Genomic DNA, 15,736 nt, shown 5'->3' with positions numbered 1-15,736 from the left:
TCTCCGGCCAAAATCAGCAAATCGACGGGACATCCTCACATGATCACTGTTTTTGGGTCTATCAACATGGACCTGATCGCCACGACCGCGCGCCTGCCGAAGCCGGGTGAAACCGTTGCCGGCTCGGGCTTTTCGACGGCTGCCGGTGGCAAGGGCGCCAACCAGGCGCTCGCCGCCCGGCGGGCCGGCGCCATCGTCCACATGGCCGGCGCCGTCGGCTCGGACAGCTTTGCCGATGGCGCGCTCGAACTGCTGAAGGAAGCCGGCGCCGACCTGACATTGACCAAGACCGTGGATGAGCCGACGGGCACCGCCCATATCCTCGTCGGCGGTGATGGCGAGAACGTCATCGTCGTCGTTGCCAGCGCCAATGCCACCGTAAACGAGGCCGACGCCGTTGCCGCCGTCGACGGCATGCACGCGGGCGACACCCTCATGCTGCAGCTCGAAATACCGGCCGCATCGGTGGAAAAGGCGCTTGCGGAAGCGCGGCGCAAGGGCGTTCGCTCGGTCATCAACATCGCCCCCCTGACACCGGACGCCGCCCGTCTCGGCCGCTTGGCCGATATCGTCATCGCCAACGAGACGGAATTCGAGCTTCTCGCCGGCAAGACCGGCATCGAAAGCGCCGAACGCGAAGAGGCGATGAAGAAACTGCATGCCGAAACCGGCCATACGGTTATCGTCACGCTGGGCGCCGAAGGCGTCGTTGCCGTGCACGAGGGCGAGATCCATCGCGCCCGCGGCCTGAAGATCGATCCGGTCGATACCGTCGGCGCCGGCGATACCTTCTGCGGCTACCTTGCTGCAAGCCTCGACGAGAAGCTCGCCTTCCCGGATGCGCTGCGACGGGCCGCCGTTGCAGGCTCGCTTGCATGCCTCAAGCGCGGCGCCCAGCCCTCGATCCCGCTTTCCTCGGAAGTGGAGCCACGCATCTGAGGACAAACTTCGATCCTGACGTGCGGCGGCGATCCCTCGCCGACCGGACGTCAGGAACGGCTCTGCAAACACGGGCGATCGCCATTACCCCGCGGCGTCAGGAAACTGTTTCGCACGGCATAGGAACGCCGCATCCAGACCTGCGGCACGCAGGTGCAGAAAGCGCGTCGCGAACCGGCGCAAGCACTTCAAACCAAAGCATTATCGGCCTTTTCGCAATCCGGACAGCCCATGTCGCGGAGGTAAAACTCCGTGCGCAAATTCTCAATGAGCGCGGCATGAATTAGCCGTCGCGTTGGCCCTATCTTAAGATTTGCTCGTCTATTCAAGACCCTGAGAAAGCCGGTTCCGAAGGGATGGCGGCCTCCACTATGCCGGTCGGCATCTGGCGCTCCATGATGGAGTTTCACCCACATTGTGAAATGCGTTCGCCGCAGGTCCTGGCCTGCGGACCTCCCAGCTCGTGAGGATTTCATGTTCAAGTTCCAAGCCAAATCGCTGGCGACAAAGCTGATCGCGGTGACAGGCGGCACGATCGCGCTCGTGATGCTCGCCTCCAACTTCGTTCTCATCTCCCAGACACAGGATCGCGTCGAAACGCTGGTGCTCGACCAGGCAAGCGGCGAGGCGAAAGCCATCGCGTCCGATATCGCCGGCGACATCGGTGAGCTTGCAAGCGCCTCGCGCTCGATGGCCGGCATCCTCGGCCGCGCCCACGCGGAAAAGTCGATGGAACGCCCCGGCGTGATCAACATCCTCAGGGCCAATCTCGAGCAGAACCCGTCTGCCTTCGGCAGCTGGTTTGCCGAAGAGCCCAAGGCCTTCGACGGCCGCAAGGAAGAGGTGGTCAACAACAAGGAACTGGGTGCCAACAAGGAGGGCATCTTCGCCCCTTACTGGTCGAAGAACCGCAACAACGAAATCCAGTTCTCCACCTTCGGCGCGGACTACAATGCGGAATGGTACAGCCTCGCGGCAAAGAGCGGCAAGGGCGCGATCACGCCGCCCTACACCGCGCAGGACACCGACGTCCCGACCGCGATGAGCTCGATCGCCTATCCGGTCATGTCCAACGGCAAGCTGATCGGCGTCTCCGGCGTCGACATCTCGCTCGCCTCGCTCGCCGACGGTCTGTCGAAGCTGAAGCCATTCGAGACCGGCCGCGTCTACCTGCTGTCGCAGTCCGGCAAGTGGCTGGTCGCCCCGATCCCCGACCTCTTGCTGAAAGACTATGACGGCGAAGGCAACGAGATCGTCAAGAAGGCGCTGGCGTCCGGCACGGCAGGCGTCATCAAGAACCTCTCCTATGACGGTAACGAGCCGTTCGACCGCGTCGTCTATCCCTTCGCCGTCTCGGGCGTGAACACCAGCTGGGTCGTGCTCGTCGACGTGCCGCGCACGGCGATCAACGCACCGGTCCGCGACCAGACCTACATGATGATCATCGGCGGCCTCGTCGTGCTCGGCGCCGTGCTTCTCGGCCTCTACTTCGCCGTTCGCGGCTTCGTGCAGACGCCGCTTGCGGGCCTCGTCAAGGACGTCAAGAGCCTCAGCAACGGCGACTACACCAATTCGATCAACGGCCAGGATCGCTCCGACGAGACGGGCGAGGTGGCAAAGGCACTCGAAGGTTTCCGCCACCAGCTGGCCGACACCAAGCGGCTGGAAGGTGAAGCCCGCCACGAACGCGAGCAGGCCGAGCATGAGCGCAGCCGCTCCGAGACAGAGCGTGCCTCCTCCAGTGCGCTTCAGCGCGACATCGTCGCGCGCCTCGGCAAGGGCCTGTCGCATCTTTCCTCGGGCGATCTCGCCTTCCGCATCACCGACGACTTCCCGGGCGAATATGCCCAGTTGAAGCGCGACTTCAACGCAACGATGGACAGTCTCGAAGAGACCATCCGCACCGTCAACCACTCCGTCGTCAACATCGGCAACGGCACCAGCGAGATCAGCAGCGCCGCCAACGATCTGTCACACCGCACCGAACAGCAGGCGGCAAGCCTTGAAGAGACGGCGGCAGCCCTCGACGAGCTGACCTCGCAGGTCAATGCCAGCGCCGAAAACGCCAAGGTCGCCGCCAGGTCGGTGGACGTGGCCAGCAGCGACGCCGGGCAGTCCGGCGAAGTGGTGCAGAAGGCGATCGCCGCGATGAAGGGCATCGAGCAGTCGTCGCACGAGGTCAGCCGCATCATCGGCGTGATCGACGAGATCGCCTTCCAGACCAACCTCCTGGCGCTCAACGCCGGCGTCGAGGCGGCCCGTGCCGGTGACGCAGGCAAGGGCTTTGCCGTTGTCGCCCAGGAAGTGCGCGAGCTCGCACAGCGCTCGGCCAATGCCGCCAAGGAGATCAAGACGCTGATCAACACCTCCGCCGGACAGGTCCGCGAAGGCGTCGACCTCGTCGGTCGGGCCGGTGGCGCGCTCGAAAAGATCGCAGACCAGGTCGTGCAGATCAACGGCCTCATCCGCCAGATCTCGAGCTCTGCATCCGAACAGGCCGTCGGCCTCAAGGAAATCAACTCGGCCGTCAACCAGATGGACCAGGTGACGCAGCAGAACGCCGCGATGGTGGAAGAGACAACGGCTGCCGGCATGGCGCTGAACGAAGAAGCCCGTTCGCTCAGCACGCTGGTCGCCCGCTTCCGTGTAGCACAGCGCCCGGGAACGGCGACCCAGCCGAACTCGGCAGAGATGCTGCGCGGTACCGCCCAGCGCATGCGCACGGCAGAGCGCGCCGCTCCGGCCCCTGCCCGCGACGCCGGTCCGGCCCCAAGCCCTGCACGCGCCGGCTACACGCCATCGACACAGCGCGTGCTGACGCAGACCTCTGGCGCCAACGCGCTTGCCCAGGACAATTGGGAAGAGTTCTGATCGACAGTCCATGAACGAAAAACGGCGCCTCTCGGGGCGCCGTTTCTTTTTGCCTGATGGCCTTGCCGATCAGATGCGGGCCAGCCGCTCGGTCAGGAGATCGAAGAAGCCCTGGTCGTCGATATGGCGCATGACCTTGGCATTGTGCTTGCGACCGGTCACCTGCCACCAGTCGACCACGGTCATGCCCGTCGTCAGCGGCGACTGGACCTCGATCTCGACGTTGCAGTCGCGGCCGGTGAACAGCTCCGGACGCAGCAGGTAGGCGATCACGGTCGGATCGTGCAGCGGGCCGCCATCGGTGCCGTATTTCTCGATGTCGAAACGCTCGAAGAACTCCAGCATTTCCGCCATGGCGATCGCCGGCGCACTGCCGATGTCGCGGATCTTGGCCACGCGCGCCTTGTGCGTCAGCACGCGGTGGGTGACGTCGAGCGGCATCATGACGATCGGAATGCCCGAGCGGAAGACGACGTCTGCGGCTTCCGGGTCGACATAGATGTTGAATTCGGCGGCCGGCGTGATGTTGCCGCCCTCGAAGAAACCACCGCCCATCATCACCAGTTCGCGCACCTTCGGCGCGATATCGGGCGCCTTCTGCAGCGCGAGCGCCACATTGGTCAACGGACCGAGCGTGCAGAGCGTCACCGTACCCGAAGCCTCGGCCCGCAGCGTCTCGATGATGAAGTCGACGCCATGCTGGGCTTGAAGCGCCATCTTCGGCTCGTCGAGCGCAGGGCCGTCGAGGCCGGTCTTGCCATGCACATGCTCGGCGGTGACGAGCGGCCGGGCAATCGGCCGGTCGGCGCCGGGATAGACCTTGACGTCGGTCCTGCCACACAATTCGCAGATGATGCGGGCGTTGCGCGCGGTCATCGCCAGCGGGACGTTGCCGGCAACGGTGGTGATCCCCAGCAGGTCGATTTCTTCCGGGCTGCCGAAGGCGAGCATGATGGCGGCGGCATCGTCCTGCCCGGGATCGGTGTCTATGATTATTTTTCTCGGCGCAGGCACGCTTGTGTTCCTCCTTGGGATTCTCGCGCTGCGGACTATGATTTGCGTGCACGCCGGAGGCAAGCGGCTTGCGCTCATTGCGCACAGCTACCATATTGAGGGAGGGATGCTGCTTGGCAGGTCCGCATAATGGTCGCTTGATCTTACAAGGACTTGGGAATGAGCAGAATTACGCCTTTCACGAGCCCGCTACTGCTGGGTTTCGACACGATGGAAAAGACCCTCGAGCGTATCGCCAAGGGAAATGACGGCTACCCGCCCTACAATATAGAACGCGTGCGCGGCGACGATTCGGCCGATGCGCCTGAGCGTTTGCGCATCACACTCGCGGTCGCCGGCTTTTCCGAAGAGGATCTCGACGTCACGACGGAAGAAAATCAGCTCGTCATTCGCGGCCGCCAGGTCGACACCGGCGATCGCGACTATCTGCATCGCGGCATTGCCGCCCGGCAGTTTCAGCGCACTTTCGTTCTGGCTGACGGCATGAAGGTGCTGGGTGCCGAACTGCGCAACGGCCTGCTGTCGGTCGACCTCGTTCGTCCGGAACCGGTGCGTATGGTAAAGAAAATTAACATTTCAGTCCCAGAGTAGGATAACCGGCGGGATTTTCCCCTGGCCGGCGACCACGGAGTACCACCATGGGACTGAAAGCCATCACCTCGTCATTGTCCATGAACGACCTCGCTCATCTGGGAGAGGGCGAAGTCGGCTATATCAGAAAGATGCGGTCCGAAGAGGTTTCCCGCTGCTTCCCGGAAGCACCGGAAATGGGACCGGGCATCGATCTCTGGGCCCTGTTCGGTGCGGACGGCACCCCGATCCTTCTGACCGACAACCGTTCCAGCACCTTCTACAAGGCCGCAGAAGACGATCTGAAGACCGTCAGCCTGCATTGATCGCAAGTCGTGGCGAACCACGCCACCGGTGCCCTGTGACCGCGCGTCAAACCTGACGCGCAAGCAGTTGCGGCGCCACGTTTCGAACAGGTCCTTACGGGCAGACTTCCGGAATAAAGACGAAGCGGCAATCCGTCAGGAATTGCCCAGCCAGAACGATTTGGCGCTCCTCATTGCTATTCGATTGGCAAGAGCCTGAAGCGCGTCGCGCTCGATCAAATCAGCCCACGGCAACTTTGCGTCGCCGCTTCCCCCGCATGCCGTATGGGCAAGAGTGCCGCGCACTCCAGCGCCGCGCCCTAAACGCGGCGGAAGGTCAGATAGGCGGAGCTTCGCCCTTCCCGGCGGGCCTTGGCCTCGTAGCGCGTGCTCGGCCAGCCCTCGTAGGGCGTCAACCAGTCCGACGCCTCTTCAGCCGTCCATTCGAAAGCGGCATGGTCGCGGCAGTGCAGCAGCGTCCAGTTGACATAGGTGTCGATATCGGAGGCAAAGCAGAAGATACCGCCCGGCTTCAGCACGCGTGCGAAGCGGTCGAGATTGATTGCGGAAACGAACCGGCGCTTCCAGTGCTTGCGCTTCGGCCACGGATCCGGATAGAGCAGGTCGATCTGGTCGACGCAGGCGGCCGGCATCCAGTCGAGAACCTGCGTTGCGTCGTCGTTGTAGAGACGGATGTTGGAGACGCCCTTCTCCTCGATCTGGCCGATCAGCTTGGCCATGGAATTGACGAAGGGCTCGACGCCGATGAAGCCGGTCGATGGGTTCTCGGCCGCGCGGTGGATCAGGTGTTCGCCGCCGCCGAAGCCGATCTCCAGACGGATGCGATCGACGGGCTCGGGAAAGAGCTGCTTCAGGTCTTCCGGCGCGCTCGCACCGAGATCGAGCTTAAGCTTCGGCAGGATGGTTTCGAGATGGGCCGCCTGGCGCTCGCGCAAGGGCTTGCCCTTGCGGCGTCCGAAGAAGGCTTCCGTGGCGCGGCTGCGGCGCGGTTCAGTCATGACAATCTTCCTTAAACGAGCAAGGCGGACACCCCTTTTCGGGATATCCGCCTGATGCTTTAGCGGCCGGACGTTCTGTGTCCGGCAAATGTCAAGGCGTCAAGCCCCGATCGCTTCCTTGAGCGGCTTGACCAGGTCAAGCTTTTCCCAGGAGAACGAGCCGTCACGGCCGGCCTTGCGGCCAAAGTGGCCATAGGCGGAGGTCTTGGCATAGATCGGCTTGTTGAGGTCGAGGTGGCGGCGGATGCCGGTCGGCGACAGGTCCATCGTCTTGCGGATCGCGCTTTCCACCTGGTCTTCGGAAACCTTGCCGGTGCCGTGCAGGTCGACATAGACCGAAAGCGGCTGGGCAACGCCGATGGCGTAGGACAGCTGGATCGTGCAACGGTCGGAAAGGCCGGCGGCAACAACGTTCTTGGCGAGGTAGCGGGCGGCGTAGGCAGCCGAACGGTCGACCTTGGTCGTGTCCTTGCCGGAGAAGGCGCCGCCGCCATGCGGTGCTGCGCCACCATAGGTGTCGACGATGATCTTGCGGCCGGTCAGGCCGGCATCGCCATCAGGGCCACCGATGACGAACTTGCCCGTCGGGTTGATGTACCAGCTGCAGTCGCTGGCGATCTTCAGATCGTCGAGCGCTTCGCGGATGTAGGGCTCGACGACGGCGCGAACCTTGGCCGAATCCCAGCTCTCGTCGAGATGCTGGGTGGACAGGACGATCGAGACGACTTCCGCCGGCTTGCCGTCGACGTAGCGAACGGTGACCTGGCTCTTGGCGTCCGGGCCGAGCTTGGCGACTTCGCCGTCGCCCTTCTTACGGGCAGCAGCGAGCAGATGCAGGATGCGATGCGAGTAGTAAAGCGGCGCCGGCATCAGCTCCGAGGTCTCGCGGCAGGCGTAACCGAACATGATGCCCTGGTCGCCTGCGCCTTCCTCACCCTGCTTGTCGGCAGCGTTGTCGACGCCCTGAGCGATATGCGCGGACTGGAAGTGCAGGAGGACGTCGATCTTCGCCGTCTTCCAGTGGAAACCGTCCTGTTCATAACCGATGTCGCGGATCGCCTTGCGGGCGGCCGACTTGAACTTCGAGGGGTTGATGACGTCGTTGCCGTTCTTGTCCTTCTTCAGAAGGCTCGGCGGCAGACGGACCTCGCCGGCAATCACGACGCGGTTCGTCGTCGCCAGCGTTTCGCAAGCAATGCGGACACCCCAGGGGTCGACGCCGGTCTTGGCCGCTTCGCGGTAAACCAGATCGACGATCTCGTCGGAGATACGGTCACAGACTTTGTCCGGGTGACCTTCGGCTACGGATTCACTGGTGAACAGGTAGTTTGAACGCATGCGGGAATTCCCCTCAAGAAGATAAGCGCTGGCATCGTGTTAGTGGTTTTGCGACCGAAAAACAAGCGAACAACGACATAAATATATCTTTATATCAACATCGGCGCCAATCACTTCCGATGTCGGAGGGAAACCGCGGGCAAGAAAAAAGCGGCACTGAAGGCCGCTTTGTTTTTGTAATCCCGAAGGTCGGGAACTATTCGCTTTCTGCTTCCGCAGCCAGCGCCTTTACGAGATCAACCAGCTTGCGGCGCACCTTGGGATCGCCAATCTTGACGAATGCGCGGTTGAGCTGAAGACCCTCGGAGGAGGACAGAAAATCGACGACGTAGTTCGAGCTGGAGGCTTCAGCCATGCCCGAGGCGCTGGTGTTTTCGCCGGGAGCATCCTCGAAGAAGAAGGAGACCGGGACATTCAGGATGCCGGAAATGTTCTGCAACCGGCTGGCACCGACGCGGTTCGTTCCCTTCTCATATTTCTGGATCTGCTGGAAGGTAATCCCCAGGCTTTCGCCCAGCTTTTCCTGGCTCATGCCAAGCATCGTGCGGCGAAGACGAATCCGGCTACCGACATGAATGTCGATCGGGTTCGGCTTCTTCTTATTTTCGATCATATTTGCGTTCCTAACACGCTGTTTCGTTCATCCACGGACTTTGCGTGAGGACACCGCACACCGCTGCTACCGCAGCGCAGTGGCGACAAAAGAGCCTCCCCAGCACAAACCGATGGTCCGGACCACTATGCAATTTTAGGGGTTTTAGGTCAATTCTTCCTAATATTAAAACTAACACGCGAGAAGACTGCAACCAGCAGAAGTAACATTGCACACAACCAAAAAACGCGACTTCGTATCGTCTCGTTCAAGGGCGTTTTCATCGTACCTGGCAGAATTGCGTCGACCACTCCCCTATAATTGTAGGCCAATCCTACCACTAAAACCCCACGTGCATCAACAATCGCTGATATACCATTATTGGCTGCACGAATAAGTGGTGCGCCAGTTTCCACTGCACGCAACTGTGCCTGATGGAAGTGCTGGCGCGGTCCGGGCGTGTCTCCGAACCAGGCATCATTGGTGATGTTGAGCAATGCATCGGCACCCAGCGCGCCGGCCCCGATCTCGTCTGGAAAGATCGCTTCATAACAAATGAGCGGGTAAAACCTGCGCCCCGTGGGCAGCGTCAGCGAGGAGCGGCTCTTGGCCGCCGAAAATCCTCCCGGCATGGCAGCGGCGACCGAACTCAGTCCCCAGGACGACAACAGGTCCTCGAACGGCAAATATTCACCGAAGGGCACGAGATGCACCTTGTCGGCAGCGCCGATGATCTGCCCCTGTCCGTCGATCATGTAGATCGAGTTGTAATAGCGTGGCGGCAGGCCGGTGCCTGCGTCCTCGGCCCGCACCGCGCCGGCAATGAGGATCTGTCCGTCGTCGAGCACGTCGGCGATGCGCGCGAGCGCATCGGGACTGTCGGTAAGGATGAACGGGATCGAAGTTTCCGGCCAGACGACGATATCGGGCTTGCGGGCGCCGGGCTCCGTCGGCGCGGCGGTCAAGGCCAGGTGCTCTTCGAAGATGGTGCCACGCTCGTTGTCGTCGAGCTTCTTTGCCTGATCGATCACCGGCTGCACGAGCCGGATTGCGAGCGGCTGTTCCGGCGCCGTGGGCGCCGGCAGGGCAAGCCGGTAGAACCCGAAGCCGATATGGGCGACACACAGCGCGACCGCGACGCTGAGCCCAAGCCGGCTGCCCTTGCCGGTCGCGATCAAGGCAGGTGCGGCAAAGACGAAAACCGCCAGCATGTTGATGGTCGAAAGATTGAGGACGCTGGCGGACTGCATCATCAACGGCATGGGCATCGCCGCATAGCCGATCGCGTTCCAGGGAAAGCCGGTGAAAATGAACGAGCGCAGCCATTCGGCAAGGCCGAAGCCCAATGCCAGTGCTGCGATCCGGCCGACGCCATCCGACCAGAGGATGCGGGCAATCAGCGTCGCCAGTGCATAGAACAGGGCAATGAACGCCGGAAGGCCGACGACCGCCAGCGGCAACGCCCAGGCAAAACTGTCCGCCTCCACCAGCAGCGCGTTGCCGAGCCACCAGAGGCTACCGAGGAAATAACCGAAGCCGAAAGCCCAGCCGATGGCAACAGACGGCAGCAGCCGCCGGATTGCACCGCCGTCCGGGTGACCGGTCGCGCCATCGAGGAGCCACACGAGAACGGGAAAGGAGACGAAGGCGGCGGCGAAAATGCCAAATGGCGGCTGTGTCAGAACAGCCAGCAGCCCCGCGACGAAGGCGAGAAACAGCCGGGGGGCACCCGACAGAAGCATGATCCTGCCAGCCAGTCTTTCCATGCAGCCTCCTGTTGGCGCAGGCCGCGAAAGACGGACGCTGCGCGGGAAGAACAACCGAATCAGTTGCCGGCAGTGTTCCAAAAAAGTCGCCGCTTGTCCCCTTTAGAGCCATCGGCGGCGAATTTGACGCGCAAGGAAGAGCTGCCGATCACCGATCGGCAGCCGGTCTCGGCGAGGAACGCGGATTGCGCCTCGCCGAGGATGCGGTGTGTGGAAAGGTTATGGCTCTCCGGCGGCCTGATGCGGCTCGGTGCCGTTGCCACGCCCTGAAGGCGTCTGCTCCTGCCCCAGTTCGCTTTCGGGACGCACGGGCCGGCGGCGGGCCGGCGGGCGCTTGCGCATGATGCGCACTCGCTTGACGCGGCGCGGATCGGCGTCGAGAATCTGGAATTCGAAGCCCGGCAGTGCCTGTACCACCTCGCCCCGCACCGGAATCCGGCCGAGCGACGCGAAGATCAGGCCACCGAGCGTATCGACATCCTCGAGCTGCTCGCGCACGTCGAAGTCGGAGCCGATCGCCTCGGCGATCTCTTCCAGTTCGACACGGGCGTCGGCAACGAAGACATCCTCGGACGTCTTGGCAAACATCACCTCGTCGTCATCGTGCTCGTCCTCGATATCGCCGACGACCATCTCGACGATGTCTTCGAGCGAAACGAGGCCATCGGTGCCGCCATACTCGTCGATGACCAGCGCCATCTGGATGCGGGCTGCCTGCATGCGCTGCATCAGGTCCGAGGCCAGCATCGACGGCGGCACGAACAGGAGCTGGCGAATGATGCCGGCCTCTTCCAGAGATTTTCCGAGATCGACGCGTGACAGGTCGAACGTCGCCTTCGGCGACCTCGGGGCTTTTTCGGCCGCAGGCGTTGCGGTCACAGCGGCTGCCTTGCCGTTGCGGCGGCGGTTGCGGGCCTGCTTGGTGACATAGGCGAGCAGGTCGCGGATGTGCACCATGCCACGCGGATCGTCGAGGCCTTCGTTATAGACCGGCATGCGCGAGCGGCCGGACTCCTCGAAGATCACCATCAGCTCGCCGATGGTGATGCTCTGGTCGACGGCCTCGATATCGGCACGCGGAACCATCACATCTTCGACGCGCACTTCGCGGAAGCGCAGGATGTTGTTGAGCATCGCCCGCTCTTCGGGCGAAAATGCCGTGTTGCTGTCGGCGTCCGTCAGCAGTGCGTCGGCAAGGTCCTCTCGCAGGCTCGAAGGATTGGCGCCACGCAAGATGCGCGCGGCCCGGCTCCAGAAGGACGATGTGGTCTTGGTGCCCTCTTGTCGAGTGGCGGTGCTACTACTGCCCGCCTCTGCCTCTCCGGAGGCGTCTGCCTCCTCGGTCGCCATTGCGACGGGCTGTGTTTTAAAGTCGCTCATTGGTCCAAACTGTTAATCCGGGGATCGGTCCCCGTAGGGATCAGATAAGCCAAGACGCGCTAAAATGCGAGTCTCCAGGCTTTCCATTCTTTCGGCTTCATCATCTACCATATGATCATAACCGAAAAGATGCAGGAATCCATGCACGAGAAGATGCGTCAGGTGCGCGTCGAACGTCTTTTCCAGATCCACCGCTTCGCGTTCCAGCGTCTCGCGCGCAACGATGATGTCGCCCAGCATCGGTCCCGGCATCTTGCCGGGCGTCAGCGGGAAGGCGGGAAAGGACAGAACGTTTGTCGGCTTGTCCTGGCTGCGCCACTCCGCGTTGATCGTGCGAATGGAGGCGTCGTCGGTAAAGACCAGCGACAGCTCGGGCGCCACCTTCGGAAACGGCTGGCGTTCTTCCGCCTTCAGGAAGGCGGCCGCAGCCTCGAGCACCGGCGACGAAAAGGCGAGAAGCGTGTCTTCGTCGGGCCAATTGCCCTCTTCGACGCTGATCTGGATATCCAATGCGGTCATGTTGTCGGCGACCGCTATCGGCGGTCGCCCTGCTCGCTTTCGTCGTGCACGGCCGTCTGGGCCTCGTAGGCCCTGACGATGCGCGCCACCATCGGATGGCGCACGACATCGACGTCCTTGAAACGGATTTCCGAAACGCCCTCGACGCCGCGCAGGATCTGCAAGGCCTCGACCAGTCCCGACTTGACGCCGCGCGGCAGGTCGACCTGGCTCGGGTCGCCCGTCACGATCATCCGGCCGTTTTCGCCGAGGCGGGTCAAAAACATCTTCATCTGCATCGATGTGGTGTTCTGAGCCTCGTCGAGGATGACGGCTGCATTGGCAAGGGTGCGGCCGCGCATGAAGGCAAGCGGCGCGATTTCGATCACGCCTGCCGTGATGGCACGCTCGACCTTGTCGCCCGGCATCATGTCATAGAGCGCATCGTAGAGTGGTCGCAGATAGGGATCGACCTTCTCCTTCATGTCGCCCGGCAGGAAGCCGAGGCGTTCGCCGGCTTCGACGGCCGGACGGGAGAGCACGATACGGTCGACGGCGCCACGCTCCAGGAGCTGGGCTGCGTGGGCAACCGCGAGATAGGTCTTGCCGGTACCGGCCGGACCGACGCCGAAGACGAGTTCGGAGCGCTCCAGCGCGCGGATATAGGCATCCTGCGTCGGCGTGCGGGCGACGATCGTCTTCTTGCGCGTTGAAATCTGCGCCATCGTCAATTTGGCTTTTTTCTCCATGGTCGGCAATTGTAGCTGATCATCGGCTGCGACCGCCATCCGGATCGCGCCTTCCACATCCGACGTATCGATCGAGCCGCCGCTCTGCAACCGTCCATAGAGGAAATCGAGGGCACGACGGGCCTGGTTGGTGGTGACGACATCGCCCGAGATCGCAACGGAATTGCCGCGCGGATGCGCCTCGATCTTCAGCCGTTCTTCGAGAAGCTTCAGATTCTGGTCGAACTGCCCGAAGAGTTCGCTGGCGAACCGGTTGTTCTCAAATGTGAGCACGAAGTGATTGGCGTCTGTCGCAGTTGTTTTCGACTGGCGCGATGATGAAGAGATCAGTTCGTGTCCGTTCAAGCGGTTCAGGCTCCTCGTTTCCGGTCCTTACCCGATCATCTCGGCAAACAGACTGTTGTTTCCGGCCTTGATGATTCGCACCTTGATAATGTCACCGATTTGCGATGCTTTTGCATCAACATTCACAGGCTGAAGCCAGGGCGATCGGCCGACGAGCTGCCCAGGCATGCGGCCGGGCTTCTCCAAAAGCAGGTCGATTTCGCGCCCGACACAGGCTTCGGCAAAGGCGCGCTGCTGCGAAAACAGCAAAGCCTGCAATCTTTCCAGGCGTTTGGCTTTTACGTCCTCCGGCACCTGATCGGGAAGGTCGGCGCCGGGCGTGCCGGGACGGGTCGAATACTTGAACGAAAATGCCTGTGCATAACCCACGGCTTCGATGAGCCGGATGGTGTCTTCGAAGTCTTCGTCGGTCTCGCCGGGGAAACCGACGATGAAATCGCCCGACAAAGCGAGGTCGGGCTGCACCGCGCGGATGCGTTCGATGAGCGCAAGATATTCGGCGGCAGTATGCCGCCGGTTCATCGCCTTGAGAATGCGGTCGGAGCCGGCCTGGACGGGCAGGTGCAGATAGGGCATCAGCTTCGGCATCGAGCGATGCGCCTCGATCAGGCTGTCGTCCATGTCACGCGGATGGCTGGTGGTGTAGCGCAGCCGCGCCAGCCCCTCGATGTCGCCAAGACACTGCAGGAGATCGCCAAGGCCCCATTCGCGGCCATCCGGGCCGAGCCCATGCCAGGCGTTGACGTTCTGGCCGAGCAGCGTGATTTCGCGCACGCCGGCCTCGACCAGCTTCCTGGCCTCCGAGAGGATCTGCGCGACCGGGCGGGAAACTTCCGATCCACGCGTATAGGGGACGACGCAGAAGGTGCAGAACTTGTCGCAGCCCTCCTGCACCGTCAGGAAGGCCGTGACGCCGCGCGCCCGTGTCTTGGCCTTGTCGGGTGCCGGCAGATGCTCGAACTTGTCCTCGACGGCGTAATCGGTCTCGACCACGCGCTCGCCGTTGCGGGCACGCTTCAGGGCTTCCGGCAGCCGGTGATAGGTGGTCGGCCCGATGACGAGATCGACGGCCGGCGCCCGGCGCAGGATCTCGTTGCCCTCGGCCTGCGCGACGCAGCCGGCAACGCCGATCATCATCTCGCGACCTTCGAGCGCCTTGGCCTTCTTCAGATCGCGCAGGCGGCCAAGCTCGGAATAGACCTTTTCCGCCGCCTTTTCGCGAATATGACAGGTGTTGAGCAGAACGAAGTCGGCATCTTCCAGCACGTCGGTCGACACATAGCCGTCGCGCGTCAACGCGTCAGACATGCGGTCGCTGTCGTAGACGTTCATCTGACAGCCATAGGTTTTCACGAAGACCTTGCGGGCCGGCGTGCGTTCGTCACCCGTTGCGGGCGTCGTCAGAAGAGCTGTTTCCTGGGTCATGCCGGTTCTTTAGTGCAAAGCGGGCTGGATTTGAAGTTTTTTCGCCGGCCGTTCGTCCGCGGCGCTGGCGGTCTGAAGCCCGTCCGCGCAGGCGGTCCGACAGCATCGAGCGAATGCGCTGCTCGATGACGCGGCTGACTTCCTTGCGGTTTGTGTGATGGTCGTAGTCGATAGCCTCGCCGAAATCGACATCCACCTCGATTGCCCCTTCGCGCAGGATGCCAAGCAGATGCGGGACAAGGCCGGTATCGCCCGGCCAGGCGGCGATCGGCCGGTTGAAACGTCCCATCGGCATGCCGTGGATGCCGGTATAGGAGATTGCCACCGGCTGGACGTGAACCATGCCCGTCGGCGAATGCGGCACGGCGGACGCGGCAGCGCCGAACAGAGACGTCTTGATCTCGAGCAGGCGGTTGCCGTCGGAGGTCGTGCCTTCCGGGAAGAGCACGACGATCTCGCCGTCCGCCAGCCGCTGGCCAATCTCGCTCACCTGCTTGCCGGTCGCGCGTTTCTGCTCACGCACGACGAAGATCGACGCCTGCAGCCGCGCCAGCGGGCCGAAGACGGGCCACTCCTTGACCTCGGACTTGGCGACGAAGACGACGTCGGCCACCGACGACAGGACGAGGATGTCTTTCCAGGACGCGTGATTGGAGCAGAGCAGCAGGGGCCGGCGACGGCCCGGCATTCCGTGCACCCGCACCTTGATGCCGAGCAGATAGCAGGCCATGCGGTGCCAATAGCGCGGCAGCAAGCGGCGCAGCCTCAGGTTCAGCCAGAGGCAGACGATCTGGATCGGCATCAGCACGAGCGAGACCAGCGCCAGCACCAGCGCAAACAGCGCGATCCGCAGCCAGTTGATCATCGAAAAGGATTTCCTGCGCCGTTCACGCGCCACTCCGCATGGTTGTGCGAAGGCCTGGCT

At 62.6% G+C, this 15,736-nt stretch carries 14 protein-coding genes; 4 read left to right on the top strand and 10 right to left on the bottom strand.

The window, feature by feature from the left end; genetic code table 11:
- The first annotated feature begins 39 nt into the window (after positions 1-39).
- Together RTP54_RS01870 and RTP54_RS01865 are read left to right on the top strand one after the other, a co-directional pair.
- Positions 40-939, top strand: a complete 900-nt coding sequence (locus RTP54_RS01870; protein ID WP_112816521.1) for a ribokinase — start codon at positions 40-42, stop codon at positions 937-939.
- Between the two features lie 474 nt (positions 940-1,413).
- On the top strand, positions 1,414-3,810 hold the full coding sequence (locus RTP54_RS01865; protein WP_312360486.1) for a methyl-accepting chemotaxis protein: 2,397 nt from the start codon (positions 1,414-1,416) through the stop codon (positions 3,808-3,810).
- A gap of 69 nt (positions 3,811-3,879) precedes the next feature.
- On the opposite strand, the gene RTP54_RS01860 is transcribed toward RTP54_RS01865, so the two are convergent.
- The gene (locus RTP54_RS01860) at positions 3,880-4,824 is read right to left on the bottom strand and encodes a nucleoside hydrolase (RefSeq protein ID WP_112816519.1); all 945 of its coding nucleotides are present in this window, start codon (positions 4,822-4,824) and stop codon (positions 3,880-3,882) included.
- A gap of 159 nt (positions 4,825-4,983) precedes the next feature.
- Here RTP54_RS01860 and RTP54_RS01855 point away from each other — a divergent pair, with 159 nt between their 5' ends.
- Both RTP54_RS01855 and RTP54_RS01850 read left to right on the top strand, forming a co-directional pair.
- Entirely contained in the window at positions 4,984-5,415 is a 432-nt protein-coding gene (locus RTP54_RS01855; RefSeq protein ID WP_112809080.1) for an Hsp20 family protein, read from the top strand.
- Between the two features lie 47 nt (positions 5,416-5,462).
- Positions 5,463-5,720, top strand: a complete 258-nt coding sequence (locus tag RTP54_RS01850; RefSeq protein ID WP_112809081.1) for a DUF1150 family protein — start codon at positions 5,463-5,465, stop codon at positions 5,718-5,720.
- 299 nt (positions 5,721-6,019) lie between these two features.
- On the opposite strand, the gene trmB is transcribed toward RTP54_RS01850, so the two are convergent.
- The 9 genes from trmB to RTP54_RS01805 all read right to left on the bottom strand — a co-directional run bounded on the left by trmB (position 6,020) and on the right by RTP54_RS01805 (position 15,676).
- The gene (trmB, locus tag RTP54_RS01845) at positions 6,020-6,718 is read right to left on the bottom strand and encodes a tRNA (guanosine(46)-N7)-methyltransferase TrmB (protein WP_312360480.1); all 699 of its coding nucleotides are present in this window, start codon (positions 6,716-6,718) and stop codon (positions 6,020-6,022) included.
- Between the two features lie 99 nt (positions 6,719-6,817).
- A complete protein-coding gene (gene metK, locus RTP54_RS01840) occupies positions 6,818-8,056 on the bottom strand; it encodes a methionine adenosyltransferase (protein WP_112809083.1) in 1,239 nt (412 codons plus the stop codon).
- Between the two features lie 196 nt (positions 8,057-8,252).
- Positions 8,253-8,669: a helix-turn-helix domain-containing protein gene (locus RTP54_RS01835; protein ID WP_112809084.1), complete on the bottom strand. Its 417-nt coding sequence runs from the start codon at positions 8,667-8,669 to the stop codon at positions 8,253-8,255.
- 149 nt (positions 8,670-8,818) lie between these two features.
- Positions 8,819-10,414, bottom strand: a complete 1,596-nt coding sequence (lnt, locus tag RTP54_RS01830) for an apolipoprotein N-acyltransferase (protein WP_312360477.1) — start codon at positions 10,412-10,414, stop codon at positions 8,819-8,821.
- Between the two features lie 219 nt (positions 10,415-10,633).
- Entirely contained in the window at positions 10,634-11,794 is a 1,161-nt protein-coding gene (locus RTP54_RS01825) for a hemolysin family protein (protein WP_112816516.1), read from the bottom strand.
- Between the two features lie 12 nt (positions 11,795-11,806).
- Positions 11,807-12,313, bottom strand: a complete 507-nt coding sequence (ybeY, locus tag RTP54_RS01820) for an rRNA maturation RNase YbeY (RefSeq protein WP_312360474.1) — start codon at positions 12,311-12,313, stop codon at positions 11,807-11,809.
- Between the two features lie 14 nt (positions 12,314-12,327).
- Positions 12,328-13,386: a PhoH family protein gene (locus tag RTP54_RS01815; RefSeq protein ID WP_112809088.1), complete on the bottom strand. Its 1,059-nt coding sequence runs from the start codon at positions 13,384-13,386 to the stop codon at positions 12,328-12,330.
- Positions 13,387-13,413: 27 nt separating this feature from the next.
- Complete coding sequence (gene miaB / locus RTP54_RS01810) at positions 13,414-14,811, bottom strand: tRNA (N6-isopentenyl adenosine(37)-C2)-methylthiotransferase MiaB (protein ID WP_312360471.1); 1,398 nt, start codon at positions 14,809-14,811, stop codon at positions 13,414-13,416.
- Positions 14,768-15,676 carry a lysophospholipid acyltransferase family protein gene (locus RTP54_RS01805; protein ID WP_312360469.1) on the bottom strand — a complete coding sequence of 303 codons (909 nt, stop codon included), beginning with the start codon at positions 15,674-15,676 and terminating at the stop codon, positions 14,768-14,770. The genes miaB and RTP54_RS01805 overlap by 44 nt, the downstream gene beginning before the upstream one ends.
- Positions 15,677-15,736 lie beyond the last annotated feature (60 nt).

It is taken from the genome of Ensifer sp., from assembly GCF_031989085.1.
Classification (GTDB): domain Bacteria; phylum Pseudomonadota; class Alphaproteobacteria; order Rhizobiales; family Rhizobiaceae; genus Ensifer.
The sequence above is the reverse complement of the archived record's forward strand: the minus strand, read 5'-3'. Positions and strand labels throughout refer to the sequence as shown.